General features: G+C 33.8%; 14 protein-coding genes. 8 read left to right on the top strand and 6 right to left on the bottom strand.

From position 1 onward, the window contains the following. Positions 1-943 precede the first annotated feature (943 nt). On the bottom strand, positions 944-1,906 hold the full coding sequence (locus BW942_RS07735) for a hypothetical protein (RefSeq protein WP_000656510.1): 963 nt from the start codon (positions 1,904-1,906) through the stop codon (positions 944-946). A 156-nt stretch (positions 1,907-2,062) separates the two neighbouring features. Between BW942_RS07735 and BW942_RS07730 the strand changes: the two genes are divergently transcribed. After that, the gene (locus BW942_RS07730) at positions 2,063-3,340 is read left to right on the top strand and encodes an EAL domain-containing protein (protein WP_000967288.1); all 1,278 of its coding nucleotides are present in this window, start codon (positions 2,063-2,065) and stop codon (positions 3,338-3,340) included. Between the two features lie 687 nt (positions 3,341-4,027). Here the strand turns inward: BW942_RS07730 and BW942_RS07725 are convergent. The 5 genes from BW942_RS07725 to dusA all read right to left on the bottom strand — a co-directional run bounded on the left by BW942_RS07725 (position 4,028) and on the right by dusA (position 10,532). After that, entirely contained in the window at positions 4,028-4,987 is a 960-nt protein-coding gene (locus BW942_RS07725; protein ID WP_001146925.1) for an LA_0442/LA_0875 N-terminal domain-containing protein, read from the bottom strand. A gap of 17 nt (positions 4,988-5,004) precedes the next feature. Next, a complete protein-coding gene (locus BW942_RS07720; protein WP_000412073.1) occupies positions 5,005-6,306 on the bottom strand; it encodes a hypothetical protein in 1,302 nt (433 codons plus the stop codon). A gap of 2 nt (positions 6,307-6,308) precedes the next feature. Beyond that, the gene (locus BW942_RS07715; RefSeq protein ID WP_000777857.1) at positions 6,309-6,833 is read right to left on the bottom strand and encodes an RNA polymerase sigma factor; all 525 of its coding nucleotides are present in this window, start codon (positions 6,831-6,833) and stop codon (positions 6,309-6,311) included. 288 nt (positions 6,834-7,121) lie between these two features. Further along, positions 7,122-8,396 carry a sigma factor sigX-regulated lipoprotein SrpA gene (gene srpA, locus BW942_RS07710; protein WP_000812418.1) on the bottom strand — a complete coding sequence of 425 codons (1,275 nt, stop codon included), beginning with the start codon at positions 8,394-8,396 and terminating at the stop codon, positions 7,122-7,124. A 1,092-nt stretch (positions 8,397-9,488) separates the two neighbouring features. Then, a complete protein-coding gene (gene dusA, locus BW942_RS07700) occupies positions 9,489-10,532 on the bottom strand; it encodes a tRNA dihydrouridine(20/20a) synthase DusA (protein WP_000891135.1) in 1,044 nt (347 codons plus the stop codon). Positions 10,533-10,693: 161 nt separating this feature from the next. On the opposite strand from dusA, the gene BW942_RS07690 reads away from it, so the two are divergent. The 7 genes from BW942_RS07690 (at position 10,694) to BW942_RS07650 (ending at position 18,325) form a co-directional block, all read left to right on the top strand. Then, on the top strand, positions 10,694-11,710 hold the full coding sequence (locus BW942_RS07690; RefSeq protein ID WP_001047901.1) for an LIC10647 family lipoprotein: 1,017 nt from the start codon (positions 10,694-10,696) through the stop codon (positions 11,708-11,710). Further along, positions 11,710-13,653 (top strand): bifunctional tRNA (5-methylaminomethyl-2-thiouridine)(34)-methyltransferase MnmC2/FAD-dependent 5-carboxymethylaminomethyl-2-thiouridine(34) oxidoreductase MnmC1, encoded by a 1,944-nt coding sequence (mnmC, locus tag BW942_RS07685; RefSeq protein ID WP_000958883.1) that lies wholly within the window; start codon positions 11,710-11,712, stop codon positions 13,651-13,653. Before BW942_RS07690 ends, mnmC begins: the two co-directional genes overlap by 1 nt. A 954-nt stretch (positions 13,654-14,607) precedes the next feature. After that, positions 14,608-15,585 carry a hypothetical protein gene (locus BW942_RS07675; protein ID WP_000433106.1) on the top strand — a complete coding sequence of 326 codons (978 nt, stop codon included), beginning with the start codon at positions 14,608-14,610 and terminating at the stop codon, positions 15,583-15,585. A gap of 183 nt (positions 15,586-15,768) precedes the next feature. Continuing rightward, complete coding sequence (locus BW942_RS07670; RefSeq protein WP_000602007.1) at positions 15,769-16,461, top strand: class I SAM-dependent methyltransferase; 693 nt, start codon at positions 15,769-15,771, stop codon at positions 16,459-16,461. Between the two features lie 484 nt (positions 16,462-16,945). Continuing rightward, a complete protein-coding gene (locus BW942_RS07660; protein WP_000121146.1) occupies positions 16,946-17,134 on the top strand; it encodes a hypothetical protein in 189 nt (62 codons plus the stop codon). Positions 17,135-17,140: 6 nt separating this feature from the next. Further along, on the top strand, positions 17,141-17,527 hold the full coding sequence (locus BW942_RS07655) for a phage holin family protein (RefSeq protein WP_000581113.1): 387 nt from the start codon (positions 17,141-17,143) through the stop codon (positions 17,525-17,527). Positions 17,528-17,875: 348 nt separating this feature from the next. Then, complete coding sequence (locus BW942_RS07650) at positions 17,876-18,325, top strand: hypothetical protein (protein WP_001075122.1); 450 nt, start codon at positions 17,876-17,878, stop codon at positions 18,323-18,325. Positions 18,326-19,565 lie beyond the last annotated feature (1,240 nt).

Here is a 19,565-nt window from a genome sequence, read left to right as displayed (position 1 = left end):
CCAATTATACATTTTCAATTTACCTCTTTTTCATAAAATTTGAACTGTAGAACGATACTTTTTTGAAATAAAGTATATCGTAATACTCTAAATTAATATAAGTTCGACGGTTGAAAATTTGGGTGAGCCCGATTTGCCACAGGCAGATGGACCCGGGTTCTCTGTTCTGGTCAATGAATTTCATACAGGAAACATGATACACCATACCATTTTTAGTTTTAGTATAGAACATGATTCATAGAGAGCGTTCTGCTGAGTTCAAACGCGATCCGTCAAACGACCCATGGAGAGTGAAAAGTTGAGTTATTTCGAGCGCCTAACACTGCGACCTATCTCGCGGCCCGTTGGGAGCGAGATTTGAGTTTAGGGAGTAGTGTTCTGAGTTCAAGAAGCGAAACACTGGGTTTAAGAAAGCGTTCTGCTTTAGTTCTCCGCATCGATCCTTTTCGCACTCTGCTGAATTCACGTTAAATTCTTTTTAGAAGATGGTTGAGTGATTTCTGAAAAATTAATTTTTATATTTTAGAATTTTATTTTATTATAAAAATATATTTTTCTATTTTTTCTCCTGAGATGAATAGAATTTTTGAAAAATTGATTCTCCATCTTGTTTCTGTTTTATGAAACGGTCGATTGAAACAGTTTTGTTAATTGTTGCTATGGAATTTTTCAACAACTCTAATTATTGATAACTCGGCGTATGTCTTCAATCCTTTGATAAGATATTCTAATAAAAGGAAATGATAATCTGTTTATTCTAAACTTAAATTTGAATTATATATGAATTCTAATCCATATTTTTTTCAAATTTCGAAGGTTTGACTGTTGAATGTGATCTAAGAGAATTTGGGTAAATTAAAACGCAATTCTGTTCTCAATGGATTAAAGTAGAATGTTACAACTCTTTTAAGAGACGTAATTTGTGGGAACTACCATGAAGAGTTTAGATTTCTAAAATCGCAAAACCTTTTTTAATTGTTTCTTTTTTACTTCCGATACGAACTTTACCGGAAACCCTTCCTTCTATTCTTTCCATTGGAATTTTTTTTCCAAAAAAACCAGAAACGATATGTTGGGTTTTTCGAATCGGAGTAACTGTAAGCTCAATCTGGTCCGAGGGATCATGAAGCACATAGGATAAAGATTCTTTTTTCAGACTTGCAGTTTCCAAAAATGTAGGAACTCCATTTTTCCAGAGAAGAAATCCAGTGTTTGGATTGTAGTTCAAACGAAACGAATTTTTTCCAGATCCAAAACCATAAATCCTAGATTCCGACAAAAAAGATCGGTTTTCAAAACCACTTGTAATACTGTAAGATAATTTTTCCGAAGATTCTAAATTCCAAGTTTTGTCGTCGATTGAGAGCTGACCTCTGACTGAAAGATCTGGAGAAATCAGTCTAAACAGCCAATCTTTTCCGGAAGTTTCCAAGGAAGAAACCGGTTTGTTTATTTTTTCCACAGTACTGACAAGTGCGTCCAGCTGTAGATTAAGATTAGGGCTTAAGATGGAAGAATGGGTATAACCTTGTTGAATCGTGTCGTCTAAACGAAAATTGAATCTTTGGTCCCCTTTTGTAAAACTCCAATAACCGTTTCGAAACGTACCTCTGGATAAAAATTCTTTACCTGCACTTCCTGCCCATTCGAAGTCTCTAAAATTTTCAGATTCGAAAAACCAGAGATTGAGAAGCGCTTTGCAGGCTCCGGGGCCCCTAAAAATTCGAAGTCCAAGGAGAAAATCTTCTGTAATCAAATCGACTAAAACGGAGTCTATCTTTTTCAAGGAAGACAAAAAAGAGGTTTTATACTCTCTGGAATTATCGATTCCAAGAGTTCCGGAATAAAGACCTAGATTTGGTTCTAGTGTAGAGGGGTTGAGAAGATGGCCGATCGCCTCTTTCATGAAAATACCTTTAAGATTGTCAGTTTTTTTAAGAGGTTTCAAAAAAAAAGAAGAATGTAGTCTTTCCTAATCCTGAATTAGGCGCTTTTTTATCTGGAATTTTGCTTGCGGAGCCCGGTTTCGCGGATTTCAGTAAAAGGATTTTTAAATAAGTACATGTTGTATAGCCAGGACACAAGCAATTTACTCTCTTATGGAGAAAACAATTATCAACCTCATTACCAGCCGATTCTGGAGGTAACTAATTGTAACATTATAGGATATGAAGTTCTAGGAAGATTTTATTTTCCCGAAAAGAATGAATACCGTTCTTTGGGCTATCAGTTTCACAATCCTGAACTAGATGCAATTCGACTGATTCAAATCGATCGATTGATTCGAGAAAAAGCGATCCGACATCTCAAAGACTCCGGTTTACGAACAAAACTTTTCCTCAACATGATGCCTAATTTTCTATCTATGATTCATACAGGAGATGTATTGGATCTCAAAAGAATTCACGTTCTCAATCTGATCGAAAAGTATGATATTCCGCCTTCTGAAGTGGTTTTAGAAATCACGGAAGATAAGTTTGACGGTAATATAGAAAAACTTCTTTCGATTGTTAATGTGTTCAAAGACTACGGATTTAAAATTGCGGTGGATGATTTAGGAGTTGGGTTTTCCAATTTGGAAAGAATCGGTTATATTCATCCTGATATAATGAAGGTGGACATCAAGATCATGCGGGAAAGTTTAAACCGAAGATCTTTTAAGAACGTATTGAGTGCGATTGCAGACATGTCTCAAAAACTAGGTTCTGATCTTCTATTTGAAGGAATTGAAACGGAGGAAGAATTACATCTTGCTCTTTCTATGGGGGCGAATCTTCTCCAGGGATTTTATTTTTCAAGACCTCAAGTAGAGTTTCAGGATAAAAAACAATTCAATAGAACTCTCAGAGATACTTTGGAAAAATTCTCTGGACTTCGGTTTATGGAACTTTTAGAGGAATTTCAAAAAGGTCAGTCGGTTATAGATTCCTTGGGGGAAAAATTAGAAGCTCTTCGACATAATGGAAAAGAAGATCTTCCTTTGGTTCTTCATCTGATGCTCTCGGAACTTCCCACGGAAATTCTTTCCGTATTTGCCTGTGATATTTTTGGTTATCAGATTACTCCCACTTATTTTCGAGTTCATCCTGGCGAAGAGTGGGATTCCGATCTTACGGAAATTGGAAACAATTATGCCTGGAGACCTTTTTTCATCCGTCATAAAGCGAAGGTGGTTCAGAATGCTGCAAAATGGACTGTAACCGAACCAATGTATGATATGGATCTTCACAAACAAGTTGTGATCTTTACTTATACTCTCAGAGATAATTATATTTTAGTAATTAAGATGGATTGGGAAAAGGAAGGCGGAGGATTGAAGACTGAGGATAGAAGACAATAAGCGGTAGAGTCGCTGGGTTTTCTTCGGAAAACGTAGTAGGGGAAATATTTCTCAGTATGTTTCATAGAATCTACTATTGAATTATAGATTCTAACTCTGATTCCTAAAACTAACATTAGTTTTGTATAACCAATGTGAAAGTGATTGATACGGAGGAGCTCAGCAGAAAGCTCAGTGCCTCGCTTTTATAATAAGGCTTGTCCTAAAACCATCCAATGTGGGAACTACCACGAAAATTTAATGAGATTAGAACTACTTGAAAGTTCGCGAACTGTCAAATGAGACCTAATTTGTAGGAACTACTATATTTTATTAAAAATTTCTAAAGAATGATCGCCTAAAATTCTTTGAGATAAGTTCTAAATTAAAATTTAAGATGATCTATTATATTAAGTTTATTGAATTCAATTTATTGGCTAAAGCATTCTATTTTGACCCAGAACGGTGATCCATAGAGAACCGTTCTGCTGAGTTCAGGAAATGATCAATTCAAATATGTACCTTATTCTCTAAGGATCATTCGGCAGAGAGAAATATTGAGTGAGCGATCGATTCACCAGATTTTCAACCATTGAATTCACGTTAGGCTATATTCTAAATTGCGAATGTAGATAAAATGGTTTGGATTTCTGTGGAGCAAGTCTTCTGTCTATGAAGAGTGAAATAAAGTTCGTTCACTTTTGGACGTTATAACTTAAATCCGGTTCCAATCATAAAGATCGGTTCTTGAAAATGATAAGAATTTACGGACCCAACTAAATCCGTTTTTCGAAATTGTAGAGCTGCGTTAAAAAAATAAAGATCCGATTCCCATTGAATTCCGGTTCCGACTAAAAGAACCGTTTGAGTCAATGGTTTAGAGTAAATTCCGTTTTCGTAACTTTTTCCAAAGCCAAACCCACCTTGAACAAACCAAAAAAAAGATTCTGAAATTGGAATATAATATTTTACTCCCGGAGAAAGCGAAAGTGTTTCTATGGAAAATTTGCCACTACTCTGGGTAAATTTTCCGTCCAATTGATTGGTCAGAAACGAACTTAAGGAAATAGAAGAAAGAGTTTGATATTCCTGAGTTGTATTTAGAGCAATGTATGTATTCATTCCGATCAAAGGAGAGATACGTTGATCGGGAAAAGAATAAGAGTTTTGTTCCAGTCCAAGTGAAAAACCAAAGTTCGATTTGGTGGGACGATATTCTCCGTTTAAAGAAAGAGTTCGAACGTTTACGGTATATCTCCTTTCGAAATACGGATCGATATTGACCACGTTCGTCCTGACATCCGTTAAACTATATCCACGATTAAAATTAATCCCTTCCGAAACTTTGGTATTCCACGAGGAACCGTTCAAAGAAAAGTAGAATTTTTTAATATTTATATATTCTTTTTTCTCCTCTTGGACGACTTCGGATTTTTTGATTTCGGAAACTAGGATTTTTTCAACTAAGGTTAGATCGATTTTTTCGATTTTGCCTTTTTCGTCTTGGACCAATACGTGATCCTGTCGCAGTGAGGTTTTGACGTTTTCAAACGTTTGGCCGTCTTTTAAGATGATTGTATCTGCGGAGATTGTTCCCGAGTTTGGTAAAATATGAAAACAAAGAATTATTATAAAAGCCCCAATTCTTTGTATATTTCTATAAGGCATAACTTATATAAAACAATTTAAAATGAAATCGATTCAACGTCTTTGGACAAAATTACTCTTTTTTTACCTTCGATTTCGATGATATATCTATCTTCGTATTGGATCAGATTTCCCTTCAATTCGGAACCGTCCTTTAGTTTGATCGTTTTATCTCCTAAGCGAATGGGCTCTTCCTTTTTCGATTCTATCTTTTTTTCTACTTTAGGAATTGGTGATATGATTGGTTCCATTTTTTCTTTTGGAAGTTCTATCGGTTTAGGATTTTCAACGTGGCTAACAAACGTTTCCAGTTCTTGGATGTCTTTTTTTTCTAATACGGTTGTTTTTTTGTGCGAAGCCGTTTCTACGATCGTTTTCTGCATTTTTTCCAAAAGAAGGAACATTTCATTTGGATTTGTTTGTTTTTCATTTAGAATAAGAAGTGGGTTTTGAACGGAATCTTTTTGAAAGAATAAGGATTTTGTTTCCAAAGAAGAATTGGAAAGTTTTTCCGAAGAAATGTCGTTCCAGATGCTTTCATATTTTGTTTTTTGTTCTGGATATTTATCTAACGTATGTTTTACGGATTTTTCCATTTGTTTGTCCAATAAGAACGGAAGTAAATAACGAACACCCGATCGGACTTCTGCCGATCCGTCCCAAACGTTGATTTTATAACGTTCTTCGGAATTTTCGATCCATACCTTGGTTCCAGTGAGTTGGATTTCGGTTCCATTCAAATAAATTCTAGTTTGTTTTTTATTATCTGTTAGAGTTTCGTTTAATAATAGATTTCCTTTTTGTACAAATATAGATAAACCGTTTATTTTTGATTCTTGAACGGTTTTAGGCAATTGTAAAATTCGAACTTCCGAATTTGGAAAAATTCTGAAATGAATCTGGCTTTCTATCTTTACGTCGCAAAAAGAATTTTGATCCGGTCGAATCCAATCTTTCTGTAGTGTCTCTATATTACACGTTCCACTGGCTACTACGAGAAGTTGTTCATCTTTTTTGAATATTCCTAATTGAAAAACTACGGATAAAGAAACGATTAAAGAAATAATCGCAGCGATCGCTAGAAATTGATTTTTAAATTTTCCGGGAAATAAACTGATTTTAGAAGAAGATTTCGAAGACTCAATTAGAATTTTCTCAAGTCCAATCTTATGTTGTTTTAGACCAGCTTGTATTTTTACATAGTTATCGTATCTTTTTTTAAATTCTGGATGAATCGATATGATTTCGTTTAATCTTTTTTCTTCTTCCGATTCTGTTCCGCCGAAAAGAAACAGAGACATTAGTTCTTCAAACTCTTCTTGTAGATCTTTTTTTTCCATAATTATAAAACCACTTTTCTTCTTTCTAATTCTTCTCTAAGTAGATCCAGCGCTTTTAATAGTTTTCTGCTGACGGTTCTTGTTGATATGTTTAACGCTTGTGAAGTTTTTTCTAATGTATAATTATTGATTTCTTTTAACAAAATAATACTCTTTTCAGGTTCGGGTAAAGAGGAGATAATCTCCCTTAATTCTTCCTCTACAATTTTTGATTCTATGTTTTGAATAAAATCATCCTCTACTTGGAGAGATTCTATAAAAACTGCGTCTCCTTCTACGATCATATCTTTCTTTTGTTTTTTTCTATATGTGTAAAAAGTATTCTTTGCAATCGTCGCCGCCCAGGTATAAAAACTACCTTTTTCCGGTGAGAAGTTCGAAAAGGATTTATATAGATTTAAAAAAACTTCCTGAGCCACATCCTCCACTTCTTCCGGATCGCTGGAAAGAAATCGAATCACCTTGTAGATAGAATCTTTATAGTTTTTATAAAATACTGAGAAATCGTGATCCTGACTTAATTTCATTACCTATGCTCTGTATAAGAATTCAAACATATTCAGGAAGTTATTCCTTAAAAAGTTCGATTCGGTTTTGCCTATTGAAATAAAAGGAGTTGCCCCGAATAGAAAATTTTCAAAATACAAACGATCAAACTATAAACTTTATAAAAATCTTTTTTCAAATTGAATTGTATATACAAAGTCATTTGCATATAAACCCCTTATAAAATCGATACGAGAAAAAATCGTTTTTTGAATTCTTTCTCGTATTTTTTAATTACCTATATTAGGTTTTGCAGATCCTTTTTCATTTTAACGAACTAGTACAGTCGGTAAATGAAAGATCAGGTTTCTTCTTGCGGTGTTTGTCAAATTGTCTTCTCCGCTGGTTGCGTTCGGTCTGTCCGCCGCGTCCAATTGCGGAGAGAATACGTTATCCGCTGCGGTTGAATCCCAGAAGAGCGTTTTGTCCACGGAAATATCGAACGAAAGATTCATTCCCACTGGTGACATTTCTGAATTCTTTTCACCTTTTGCTGTGTTTATGTTTGTAATCAAGATGTATGGGGTTGTGGCGCTCAAGTTACTGACCGAAGCAGGCACTTTAAACTTGAGTTTTTGGGCCGCATTGTAAAATACCCCGGGAGCCGATGGAGGATTTAAAAAAGAGCCGGGATCTGTTGTAAACTGAGCTTTGTAATTGATATTGGGAGTAAAGAAAGCTCCAGAACCGGCATAAATGAGTGCTTCCCCAATGGAACATGTGGTTCCCATCGGAAGAGATTCTCCCTTTTCCAAAACCATTTGAGGGAAGAACGCACTTGCCGAGTTTGCGAAAGAAGCAGGGCAACCGTTTTTCCATATTTTCGTAATTACATCTCCTCTTACGATGTCCGTATCCAGATGATCTCCAGCCAAAGGATTGAGAGCTAAGTCTACATAACGGTATGCGTTTTCAGGAACATCATTCGGATTAAAGTAATAAGAGAAAGATTCTATTACAAACCCAATTCGATCGTAATCCTGAATCTCAGCTGCCGGTATCGGATTGATAGGGATCATGCCTTTTTCCTTACCTTTCAAGGCAATGATCGCTGCTCCGCCGGAACAAGGTCCAAAATCAACTCCCGGAGGTAGATTGCTTGGAAATTTATATGCGATAAAACTTGCATTATCCAAAGTTTCACTTCCAACCGCTGGTCCACCTTTTGCAACGGATTTGTAAGCAAGTAGTTGGCAAAGTTCCATAGAAACAGCTTCCGGAGTTATGAAGTGATCATTGAAACCGTCTGCTGCTCCGTCTCCATAATTTTCAGGATTGTCTCCTGCAAGGTCTGTAAGTAAAGCTGAGTGTGGTAACATACTAAATTGTCGTGAGTTCGCGTTTGCGGAATATGCATTAGCTAAAGCGCTCGTCGTGGAGAGTTGAAATTCTGCAGTGCTTCCCCCCATCAGACTCAAAGCCAACAATAATTCTAAGGTATCGTCCTTATCTTTTTTACAATTCGTAATTAGAAACAATGCCGTAGTTGCGAAAATCGCGATCTTCAACATTCCCCTTTGAAATTTATTTTTATTTTGTTTCATCGTATTGAACCTCCAATGAAATCACGAAAGAAACATAGAAAGGGATGAATGTGAGTGAGACAGACTCACCGAAAAAAATTGAATTTTTTTAAGTGAGATGTCTCGAATTTAGTCATTGTAAAGTGTTAAAAATCGGAAAATGTGGGAACTCATACAAAGTCCAAAGGTTTTAAAATCACCTTAAAGATTTACTACTCGGGCGTATGAATTTTATTCTGAGATTGTTTCAAAACTAAAAATATGGGATCTCATACAAAAACTAACGATTTCAAATTACATATAATTTTTTGAGAATTTCTGCGTCTTTGTAAAATCGCCCATTCGTTTTCTGGTACTATTTTCATGTTTCCGAGTACAATTGTGGGAACTCACATGTTTTTTCGAAGATTCAAAGATGGTTATTCTAAAGTTTTGGGTGAATTTTTAAAAATATGAGTTCCTACATTTTAGAATTTGTTCGTAAAATCGTGATTTGCTGGAGTTCCCACAGATTAAGTCTCATTGTAAATCTTTAAACATTCATTTTTTGTAATTAGAGCCGGAGTTCCTACATTTAAAGTTTTACCGTAGATCTGGATTTGTAATAGTTCCCACAGATTAAGTTGTATTTTAAATATTAGATTTGTTGAAAAAATAATTTTCTTTTATTTCTTATTCATTCAAGTGAACGAATTTTGCCGTTTTACTAATGTTAGATATGAAATCTCCAACAAACTCTATTCATTTTTTATAATTCGATTTGTTGGAGTTCCTACATTTAAAGAATTGAACTGTAAAATTCAGATCCCAATTTTTTTCAGAATTATGAGTTCCTTACGCTGCATTCACGTTGTTTATCTTTTCTGAAGGAATCTGAAAAGTCATTCATACCTCCTTTTTTAGAAAACGATCCTTTATTTAATGAAGCACTCGATTGGTATGAGGAAGAATTCAAAAAAGTTGAGCAAATTTTATATTAGAGTTGTTGAAAAATTCCATAGAGGCGATTTACAAAACTGCTTCAATTGACTATTTCATAAAACAGAAACAAGATGGAGAATTATTTTTTCAATAACTCTATTATTCTGAAGATAACTTTGGAGAGTAGCCGTTTTACGAACCAGATTTATACAGATACGCGTTAGACGAAACTATATCTAAAGAATCATTAGAAATTTCTTGAATGGCTTTGGATAAAAGATCCTTCGAATAACCGGAATACATTCCTTCCGTAAGAATTTTTCTAAAACTGCGAGCTCCTTTTTCTCCGTGAAACAACCCTAACATATGTCTAAGTGCGTGGTGTGGTTTTCCGTTTTTCTCTTTTAAGATTACTTCTTCTATATAATCCTTCATTCTAAGCAAAATTTCTCTCCTACTTAAAGGAGGTAAATTTTCCCCAAAAAACAAAGAATCTACTTCCGAAAAGAGATAAGGAGTTTCGTATGCGGCTCTTCCGATCATCACTCCATCGTTTTTTTCTAGTCTTTCCCGAATTGAAGTAATAGTCCGTATTCCTCCATTGATTTCTATCAAAAGATCCGGAAATTCCTTCTTTAAAGATTCAACGTACGTATAATGTAAAGGAGGAACCTGACGATTCTGTGCGGGGGTAAGTCCTCCTAAAATCGCGATTCTTGCATGAACGATAAATCGTTGAACACCCGTTTGGCGAACACATTCTATAAATTTACATAGGTCTTCAAAAGTTTCCTTACCTGGAATTCCAATTCTACATTTTACGGTTATAGGAATTGAAACGGAAGTGTCCATTGCAAACGTCAATTCAGCAACCTTTTCCGGAGTTTCCATCAAACAGGCGCCGAAGTTTCCTTCTCTTACACGATCACTTGGACAACCTACGTTCAAATTGATTTCGGTATATCCATAGTCTTCTCCGATCTTACAAGATTCTGCAAGTGCTTTCGGATCGCTTCCTCCTAGTTGAATTGCAAGAGGTAATTCTTCAGGGCTGTAGGATAGAAGTTTGCGACGATCACCGTGAAGTACGGCTCCGGTATGGACCATTTCCGTGTATAAAAACGTATGTTTAGAAATCAGTCTTAAAAAATATCTAAAATGTCGATCGGTCCAATCCATCATGGGAGCCAACGAAACCGGGTATCGTTTTGGAATTTTACCGTATTTCTCTAACATAAAGGAATTGGATTACCAGAATATTGTTCCGAACCCTTCAGTCAAGAACCCTCTCAATGATAAAAAACTTTAAAGAAATAAAAAATAAATTTAAGAACAATAAAAGCAGACAGGTTTGGGTAAGAATTCTAAAATGAATTGTAAAAGAATATCAATAAAATATGAACCTTTTTGAAGATCAAAAACAGAAAACATTTGTATCAAAAAAGATTGTAGTTCTATCGATATGGATTTGTTGTATGAGCTCTTGTAAAACGATCGAGTCTTTTTTTGAAAGTGTAATTCTTACCGGAGGAGTGGATAACACTCAGTTGAATTTTTTTACAAAATACAATTCTCTTGAAAATTTCGTAAGAACGAATGGAGGTACTAAAGTTTCGGACAAAAATGATCGTATGGTCAATGATGACTCTGTAAAATCGGTAGCGTTTTATACAATCGGATCCATACCTCGAAGATTACCCGGTTTCCCGTTTAAGGGTTATTTTAAATTTTTAAATTATTTTGCTTATAGTTTTACGTTAACTTCTCCTAGAACTTTTCGAGGAAACCTTCTTAATTTTCCGGATGATGGAAGAGTTTATTCTAATCTAACAGAACAAACCTTGTATGGTGTATATCCCCTTCCAGAACCATTTGCAAGAAAAATGGAATACTTATATATAGACTATCAAGCTTACACAACTCTTTATTTAGGGTTTTGGGAACTTCAAAATTGGAATTTAGGAGTTGGAATTAATCTAGGTTACAGTATTTACGACTTCGATGTTTTGGAAAATGGCTTTAGAATTTCATCTACAAGGAACCAGAAAAGGGCAATTGCAGGATTTAAAATATTATATGAATATAATATAGGTCGTTTTTTACAAGATACCATTTTTTATAATTTATATCTATACTTAGAAGTATCAAGTATTGGAAATAACGACAGTAATGATAGTAGGGACTTGTTCAGTTTTGGTAACTTTTCCAAAACACCGATTACTCAAACAATACCGAGCACTAATGGGGAAGGTCATCACGATCTTTATCTAACCATGAATACTTTGCGAATTGGAGTTCGAAAAGAAATTCAACTATCCAGTTCCAACTCCGAAGATTTGTTTCGCAAAGAAAGTGGTCCAGGAAAAGAATCTTCTCCGCCAAAATCTACGGAACCCCTGCCTCCGAAAATCTAATGCTCACTTGGAAAAATAATCTTACTCCTGTATCAGAACAATTTGATGATATTTATTTTTCTCCGGAAAATGGATTGGAGGAAACCAAACACGTTTTTATTAAAGGGAATGATCTTTATAATAGATGGAGAAATTGGAATATTCAGAATGCGTTTTGTATCTTAGAATTGGGTTTTGGCACAGGGCTTAATTTTTTAACCACCTGGAAAGAATACTTAGAATACAAAGATCGGTTTAGACTACATTTTATATCCATAGAAAAATTCCCACTCAATCGAGAGGAGATTTCTAAAGCGCTTTCCATATTTTCGGAACTTGTGGAAATTAAAAAAGAATTTCTATCCTCATACCAAGATTTAATTCCAGGAATGAATTATTTTCAATTTTTAGGAGGGAAAATTCATTTTTCTCTTTTTTTGGGTGATGTTTCAAGTGCGTTATGCGAAATATCTGGAAAAGTGGATGCTATTTTTTTGGACGGTTTTGCTCCTTCTAAAAATCCTGAGATGTGGGATAAGTCCGTTTTAGAAAACTTAAAATACGTTTCCAAAAAAGGAACCACGTTGTCCACATTTACAGTAGCAAGAATGGTTAGGGATTCGTTATCTTTCTCCGGGTTTAAGTTGGAAAAACGCCCTGGTTTTGGAAGGAAAAGAGAGATGTTGATCGGAAGTTATTCCGATTCTTTTTTAGAATCCAATCCAAAAGAAAAACCTTGGTGTAAACGTGCTTATCCGGAATTACAAATCAAAACCGTTGCGATTGTAGGAGCGGGAATTGCGGGAACCACTCTCGCTTATTCCTTATCAAGGCGAGGAATACAAGTTTTTCTAATCGATCCTTCCGGGATTGCAAAGGAAACTTCTGGAATTCCGATGGCTATTTCTCATCCTCATCTCACTAAAATTCCCGGACCTATTAGTCTATTCACGTTACGCGCCTTTAGATACGCCCTTTCCTTTCTTTCTTCATTTGCAGATCAGAACTTTTTTGAAAAAACTGGATTATTTCACAGTGTTACACAAGAGATGGATTCGGAAAGACTTCAAAAGGGTATAGAAAATCATAAACTTTCCGAAGAGATTGTATTTTGGAAACCGATCGCTTCTAAATTTCAGAACGGAGATTTTTTAGAAAACGAACCAGGAGTTTTTTTCCGAAATGGATTTTGGACTCGTCCTGAATCTATCGCAAAAAAATGCGCAGAACAACCGGGGGTCGAATTTATAAAGGGAACCGCAAGTCGTATAGAACAAGACGGGACTTCTTGGAAGTTACTAATTCAAGAATCTGGACACGAAATAGTTGCAAATTCTATTATATTCTGTAATTCTCATTCGATTGGAAAGTTAATCGCTTCTTTATTTGAAGGAGAAGAACCGTTTCCAATTCGAAAAGTTAGGGGACAACTTATATCTTTAAAAGAAACGGAGAAATCGTCTCGTATCTCGAACATTTTATGCGCGGAACATTATTTGACTCCTTCTATTTTAGGAGAACATATTTTAGGTTCGACTTTCGACGAATTTGATTTAAATCCGCTTCCTCAAAAAAAAGATACGGACCGGCTTTTAGAATTTGTTCAAAACAAATATCCAAGTTTAAATTTTGATTCGAGTTGTGTGCTTATCGAAAAAGTAGGATTGAGGGCTCAAACTCCAGATCGTCTTCCAATTTTAGGCCCAGTTTTTGATCCGAGAGAATTTAGAAAAATTTATAAAGAAATTGATTTACCTAAAAATAGAAACAAAAAATTTCCAAATCTAAAAACGATTCAAGGGTTATATGTGTTTGGAGGTTTAGGTTCAAGAGGAATTTTAAGTTCTTTTTTAGGCTCTGAAATTATGGCCTCTTTGATACTAGGAGAACCGGTTCCTGTTGAATCTTCCGTTTTAGAGTATCTACATCCAGCGAGATTTCTCTACCGAAAAGTTCGTAAGTAAATTCGGTTTGTGAAGAAAGAATATTAGATTTTTCTTTAGAATTGATCTCAAAAACCTATAAATGCGGGAACTCTCATAATAGCAAAAAAACGATTCGAGGATCTATATTTTATTTTACTCAAAACTATATAATAAAATACTCAATCGTTTATATTTCAGTCCTAAAGTAGTTAAAAAATAAACTCTTTATCTATTTCATGAAATGGTTGATAGAAGCAGTTTTGTTGATCGCTGTTATGGAATTTTTCAACAACTCTATTAACAAAAAAACTATCCCAAGGTCTATATTTCGTCTTAAGAGACAAAATTTGCGGGAACTACCACGTTTTATTATGAACAATTCTGTTTTGCCGCTTGCACATGAAAAGAATACCAAAAATTAACAGTCGATTTTACTCAAGGATCCAGAAGTTCTCAAAATTGCATCTAACTCGGTTTTTTAAAATAGATTCTAGATTTTAATCTTTGTGAAGGTCCAAAAACTGAGATTTATTTCCAAATTTATACTGTTCTAAACTGGATTTGTAATAAGATTGCCGGTTTTTAAGATTTTATATTAACGTAAGTGAGTTTGGTCATGATTCATTTTACTGAGAGAAATTGGGATCTGAACTTTACAGATCGATTCAGAAAATGTGGGAACTCTCACAAATTAGGATTTTACAAACAAATTTTAAAATAGGAATTCTTCATACTTTTAGAAAATTCTTTTTTTCTCATCTTCTTACGCTGAACTCTTTATGCAGAGCAATCAGATTGAAATTATTTTTGAACACGTTCAAAAATAATGTAGACAAAATATAAATAAAATTTCAAATTCAAAATCGTTAAGAGAGAAATCGATTTATTCTTTCTAAAAAAAGTGTAATTTAGAAATGAATTACATCCTAGTTTTTTCAGAAACGATCGATAAAGAAACGTATTTTTCTAAAAATTTGAATTGAGGGGAATTTTATGGAGCCAGAACCACGGTATAAAATTTTTAAAGCAAAACCCATCGTCACTTTTTATATATTTGGAGTTATGTCTGTGTTGCTTCTGCTTACTGCTCCTTTCTGGGCTTTGAACGGAGAATATGGAACGGTTCTTTTTATTGCATTTCCGTTTTCGATAGGATTATTGATGGAATTTCATTTCCTTTTTATTTTCGCAAAAACTCTAACAATTAAAAGGAAGTTATTATATGTAGGGATTGTTACGATCTTATCTGCTGGTTTTTCCATTTTTATATTTTTAATTTTCGGAAAAGAAGGTTTGATCTGTATTTTAATGGCGTTTCCTATTGCTTTCCTTTTAATCTTTATGGGAGTTTGGATCGGTTCTTATATCTACTTGAAAAATTTGTCCAAGTATTTAGTAGTTTTAATCGTATTATGTTTTAACGTGTCCGCGTATATTTATGATCGAAACGATCGAAATTTAGAGAAACAAAAAGTTCAAACTTCACTTGAAATCAACGCTTCTAAAAAAGAAGTCTGGAATCGGATTATTTCTCCTTTTGAATTTGGAGAGGCGGGAAATTTTTTTCTCCGTAACGGAGTTTCCTATCCAGTTTCTATGAGAATTGTAAAACAAAATGAAAAACTTTTTTTATTTTGCAATTACACAAATGGGACAACATCGGCTAACGTAGATTCTTTCGAGAATCTGGAAAGGTTTTCATTCTCATTTTCTGAGCCGCAAGTAACTATGAAAGAAACGTCTTTGTACGGAGAAGTAGAACCAAAACATATTCGAGGTAAAGTTTGGGCAGTACTCGGAGAATTTCGTTTGATAGAAGTTTCCGAAAATAAAACTAAAGTAATTGCTACGACTGAATACGTAAATGGTCTCGGTCCGAAATTTTATTGGAAATTATGGGGAGACTATTTGATAGACGAAATTCATCGGCACGTTTTAACCAAGATTAAAAATAATATTGAACAAAAATGATCTGTTTTTATTAATTTTTATATATTAGAATAACATAAATTTTAAAAGTAATCCTCGTTTTAGATAGAATTTTAGACAATTTTATTATATAGTTTTGAATAAACGCTTAAATCCTCTAAAATTAAGAGCCAAATTAAAATTGAAAAAAATGATCACATTAAAAATTAAATATATAAATAAAATATGATATTATTAAATAATATTAGAAATCAAAGGAGATTTTTTGACCTTTTTTCAGAAAGTTACGGTTTTATAGAATTTCTCACGTTTGGCTTTGCCAATCGAATTAGAAAACGTTCTCTTACTATTTTGAATCCTTTAAGGAATGATATTATTTGTGATTTGATGTGCGGGAGCGGTCAAAACATTGGAATTTTAAGAAAATATTTCCGTTATGAAAAAATCATAGGTTTGGACGTTTCTAGTCGTATGATTGGACGTGCGCGAGATCGTTTTGGAAATGAGAATATTCTTTATATTACAGAAAACGTTTTGGCTTCTTCTGTTCCTTCTAATTATTGTGATGCGGTTTGTTGTACTTTTGGATTAAAAAGCCTTTTACCTGAACAAAGGAATCTTTTAATTTCGGAAGTATATAGAATTTTAAAACCTTCTGGTACTTTCGTCTTTACAGAATTGTCCAAACCTGCGGGTTTTGTTTATATTTTCTGGAAGTTTTATTTCGTATATTTCCTTCCTCTGATTGGAAAATTATTTTCTTATCCGTTTGTGAAAAATAAATATCTGGCAAATTCAATTTCTACTTTTAATAATATTCTTTCGGATGAACCATATTTTCGTTCTTTGTTTTCTAGAGTAAATTTGTTTAGCTGGTATGGTGGAATTGTGACCGGTGTTTTCGGACAAAAATTTTAATGGTACTTCTCACGGATTCTAAAATATTTTTTTATACTTTCTTGATTAACTGAATATATAAAATATTCTAATTTCTTAAAGTTATAAGAATTATAAATTTGAAATCAAATTCACATTATGAGTACTATAAATTTTTATCACAAAAACCTATTCCAGGACAAAATATTAGGCATTCTTTTATCTAGTTTTGAGTAAAATGAGATAGAAGATTAGAGTTGTTGAAAAATTCTATAGTGGAGTTTAACAAAACTGCTTCAATCGACAGTTTCCATACAACGGAAATCGATGGCGAATTAATTTTTCAACAACTCTATTATACTTGTTTGTTCTGTTTAAATTTTTGCGGTTTGCGATTTTCTGTTTTTGTGGGTATAAACATACTTATGAATACAATTGAACGAGTAAATTTTTTGCGAGAATTTTCTAATTTTCCTTTAAAGACTTTTAGAACTTTTCTATAATATCCTTATAAGGAGTAAATACGATGTCATATATGGCAGTGGGATCTAGACAGATTCTTTTTTCGGATTCGATTGCACCGGCGACAACTGGCTCTTCTCCGAGGGAGATTGTAGCTACTCAAGATAATCAAACAAAAAGTCCGGACGTTTCGGTGGTCTCTCCAGGGTCTCCACCTTCTTCGATCGGTAACAATATAGATTTATATATTTAAATTTTTATGATTCATTTTTTATTTTCTCTAATTTTAATGTCACTCGTAGTGGAGTTTGTTTTTCCACTCATTCATCCTGATTTTCACGTAGTTGGTGGTTGGCTCAATTCTCTTATTGTAGTAGTCGCCTTTGTAATTCTCAATGCAATTCTTAGGTTCATACTAATTGTTATGACTCTTGGAATCGGAATCGTTTTCTATTATCTAAGTTTGGGTCTAATCGGATTGATTATCAATGCTTGGGTGATCTTAATCATCGGCGATTGGTTTCCGGAAACTTTATCTGTGCCTGGGTTTTGGTCAGCGTTTTTAGGGGGAATCCTTTTGGTCTTAGCGAATTACGTAGGAAAAACGGAATCCAAAGAAAGAAAAAAAGAAAAGTTGAATTTTTAAAATCTATTCCAAAGTCAGTTTGTTATTTTTATTTCTTTGAGAATTTGAAAATATTAAAATTTTCAATTAAAAGCAAGTCATTATATCTTTCAAACAATATGTCAGAATGTTTTGTTTCACCAATTACTCGAACATATAAAAAATAGTATCGAAAATTAACGATCAAATGTAGAAGTTTTAGTAAGTGTATTTATTTTTAAAATTTATGACTTTTTTTGAAGTAGATTTTACGTTTTAATTTTTTAGACAAATTGATAGTATTGCTTGAATAGTAATGATAAAATTGAAAAACAAAGCTCTTGACGTCAGTGATGAAAATGATTTATCTATGTAATCGTAGGAAGGTATATGAATCAAAATAAAAAAACAAAAAATAAATGGTTTTTCATTTTTATCTTGTTAGGCGTTTTTTTTATAAATACTAAAATCATAAAATCTCAAAGTGACACTTCTATTTCTACTTTCTGGAAGGAATTTAAAGATGCAGTTCTTAAAAATGATTCAGAAAAATTGGCGAGTTTGTCTCGATTTCCAATTAAAATGCCGTATGGATATACTCAAATTAAGAATAAGAAAGAGTTCTTAAAACGTTATGATGAAATTTTTTCTCGGCAAGCTGATGCAAAAGAATGTTTTCAAAAAGAAAAACAACCGGTTGCAGATTCGGAAAGAACCAAAGAATATATTGTTAGTTGTAAAATGAGAAACGGAGCACCGGACGAAGAGCCTGTTGTTTACGGATTTACATATACTAAAACTGGCTGGAAATTAATTTACCTTGATAATATCAATGAGTGAATGGTTTAGTGAAATTTAAAAGTTTTTGTATGAAATCGTTGTTTTACGATATTACAAAATTTAAAAATCTTTTTATAAAAGTTTTTTAAACTCAAGCTTATTCATTTTATTATATTCTAAAGTACTAAAGTGTTTATTTTATGGCTTTATCTGTGGTCTAAGACAAAAGTTTTGCTGTGGCTATTCAATCGAGTCGTTTGGTAAAAACATTGCTTTGGTTTTTCGAATCAAGAATGAATTAAATTTTGTTCCTTAAATTTAATGAAATTATTTTTATAATTTTTTTGTTAATTTCACTTAGAGCTTGTTTCAAAACCTCAAAGAATTTTACGAGATAATTCTTTAGAAATTTTTAATAAAATGCAGTAGTTCCTGCATTTTTGTGAAACTCAATGCATCGCTTCTATGGGCGGTGGAAACTCAGCGTCTCGCTTCTATAGGCGCTCGACAGGTCGCATGTGGGGATTTACGAATTTTTGGGCACGTCTTAATATCTTTCAATTTTTGTAATAGTTCCCACATTTTAGAAAATCAGAATGTTTTGTTTATCAAATGAATGTAGGAGCTATTACCAATTTTAACGGTTGAAAAACGGTTTAGAAACTTATAATCCACTTAAGAAGACGTAATTTGTGGGAACTACCATGATTTTATTACTAATCTTTATAAAATTACTCGGAACTATATAATAAAATGTCAATCATTTACGCTTCAATAGTTTAAAATTTTGTGTAAGAAAGATTAGGGGAATTCGGACTGCACTTTCAGTTCTGGTCAATGAATTGCATATAGGAAACATTATACAACAATCGTCTTTAGTTTCAATATAGAACGCGACCCATAGAGAACCGTTCTGCTGAGTTTTTCGAACGGTGATTCATAGATTAGTATGTTTCTTGAACGTAAGACAAGTCGAAGTGTGATACTCTTGAATCGACGGAGTCAAGAAGGCCGGTGGCAGATTGATCGCTCTCTTGGGGCTTTGTAAGACCCCGTTTCATAGATGAATCCAAATCGGCCACCGCAAACCAAAGTGTGGCGACTCAACAAAGTCGACCGCGTAGGAAACTCAACATCTCGCTCTTTACGAATCGCTCGATGGGAGTGCTGGTGTTATCACCCGACTTTGTTAAGTCCTTCCGCCTCTTTCATTTTAGGAGAAAAGAAATGGAAAGTCAAGAAGTCAAGTATGTAGGAGTCGATTGTGGAAAGAAAAGTATAGAGGTTGTTCGAATCAATT

It is taken from the genome of Leptospira interrogans, from assembly GCF_900156205.1.
Taxonomy (GTDB): Bacteria; Spirochaetota; Leptospiria; order Leptospirales; family Leptospiraceae; genus Leptospira; species Leptospira interrogans.
This window is presented reverse-complemented; position numbering and strand designations above follow the sequence as displayed.

What these genes read in the sequence shown, in the direction of transcription:
- BW942_RS07735 (WP_000656510.1), bottom strand. Translation starts at nt 1,906, where the DNA reads ATGAAAGAGGCGATCGGCCATCTTCTCAACCCCTCTACACTAGAACCA.
- BW942_RS07730 (WP_000967288.1), top strand. Translation starts at nt 2,063, where the DNA reads ATGTTGTATAGCCAGGACACAAGCAATTTACTCTCTTATGGAGAAAAC.
- BW942_RS07725 (WP_001146925.1), bottom strand. Translation starts at nt 4,987, where the DNA reads ATGCCTTATAGAAATATACAAAGAATTGGGGCTTTTATAATAATTCTT.
- BW942_RS07720 (WP_000412073.1), bottom strand. Translation starts at nt 6,306, where the DNA reads ATGGAAAAAAAAGATCTACAAGAAGAGTTTGAAGAACTAATGTCTCTG.
- BW942_RS07715 (WP_000777857.1), bottom strand. Translation starts at nt 6,833, where the DNA reads ATGAAATTAAGTCAGGATCACGATTTCTCAGTATTTTATAAAAACTAT.
- srpA (WP_000812418.1), bottom strand. Translation starts at nt 8,396, where the DNA reads ATGAAACAAAATAAAAATAAATTTCAAAGGGGAATGTTGAAGATCGCG.
- dusA (WP_000891135.1), bottom strand. Translation starts at nt 10,532, where the DNA reads ATGTTAGAGAAATACGGTAAAATTCCAAAACGATACCCGGTTTCGTTG.
- BW942_RS07690 (WP_001047901.1), top strand. Translation starts at nt 10,694, where the DNA reads ATGAACCTTTTTGAAGATCAAAAACAGAAAACATTTGTATCAAAAAAG.
- mnmC (WP_000958883.1), top strand. Translation starts at nt 11,710, where the DNA reads ATGCTCACTTGGAAAAATAATCTTACTCCTGTATCAGAACAATTTGAT.
- BW942_RS07675 (WP_000433106.1), top strand. Translation starts at nt 14,608, where the DNA reads ATGGAGCCAGAACCACGGTATAAAATTTTTAAAGCAAAACCCATCGTC.
- BW942_RS07670 (WP_000602007.1), top strand. Translation starts at nt 15,769, where the DNA reads ATGATATTATTAAATAATATTAGAAATCAAAGGAGATTTTTTGACCTT.
- BW942_RS07660 (WP_000121146.1), top strand. Translation starts at nt 16,946, where the DNA reads ATGTCATATATGGCAGTGGGATCTAGACAGATTCTTTTTTCGGATTCG.
- BW942_RS07655 (WP_000581113.1), top strand. Translation starts at nt 17,141, where the DNA reads ATGATTCATTTTTTATTTTCTCTAATTTTAATGTCACTCGTAGTGGAG.
- BW942_RS07650 (WP_001075122.1), top strand. Translation starts at nt 17,876, where the DNA reads ATGAATCAAAATAAAAAAACAAAAAATAAATGGTTTTTCATTTTTATC.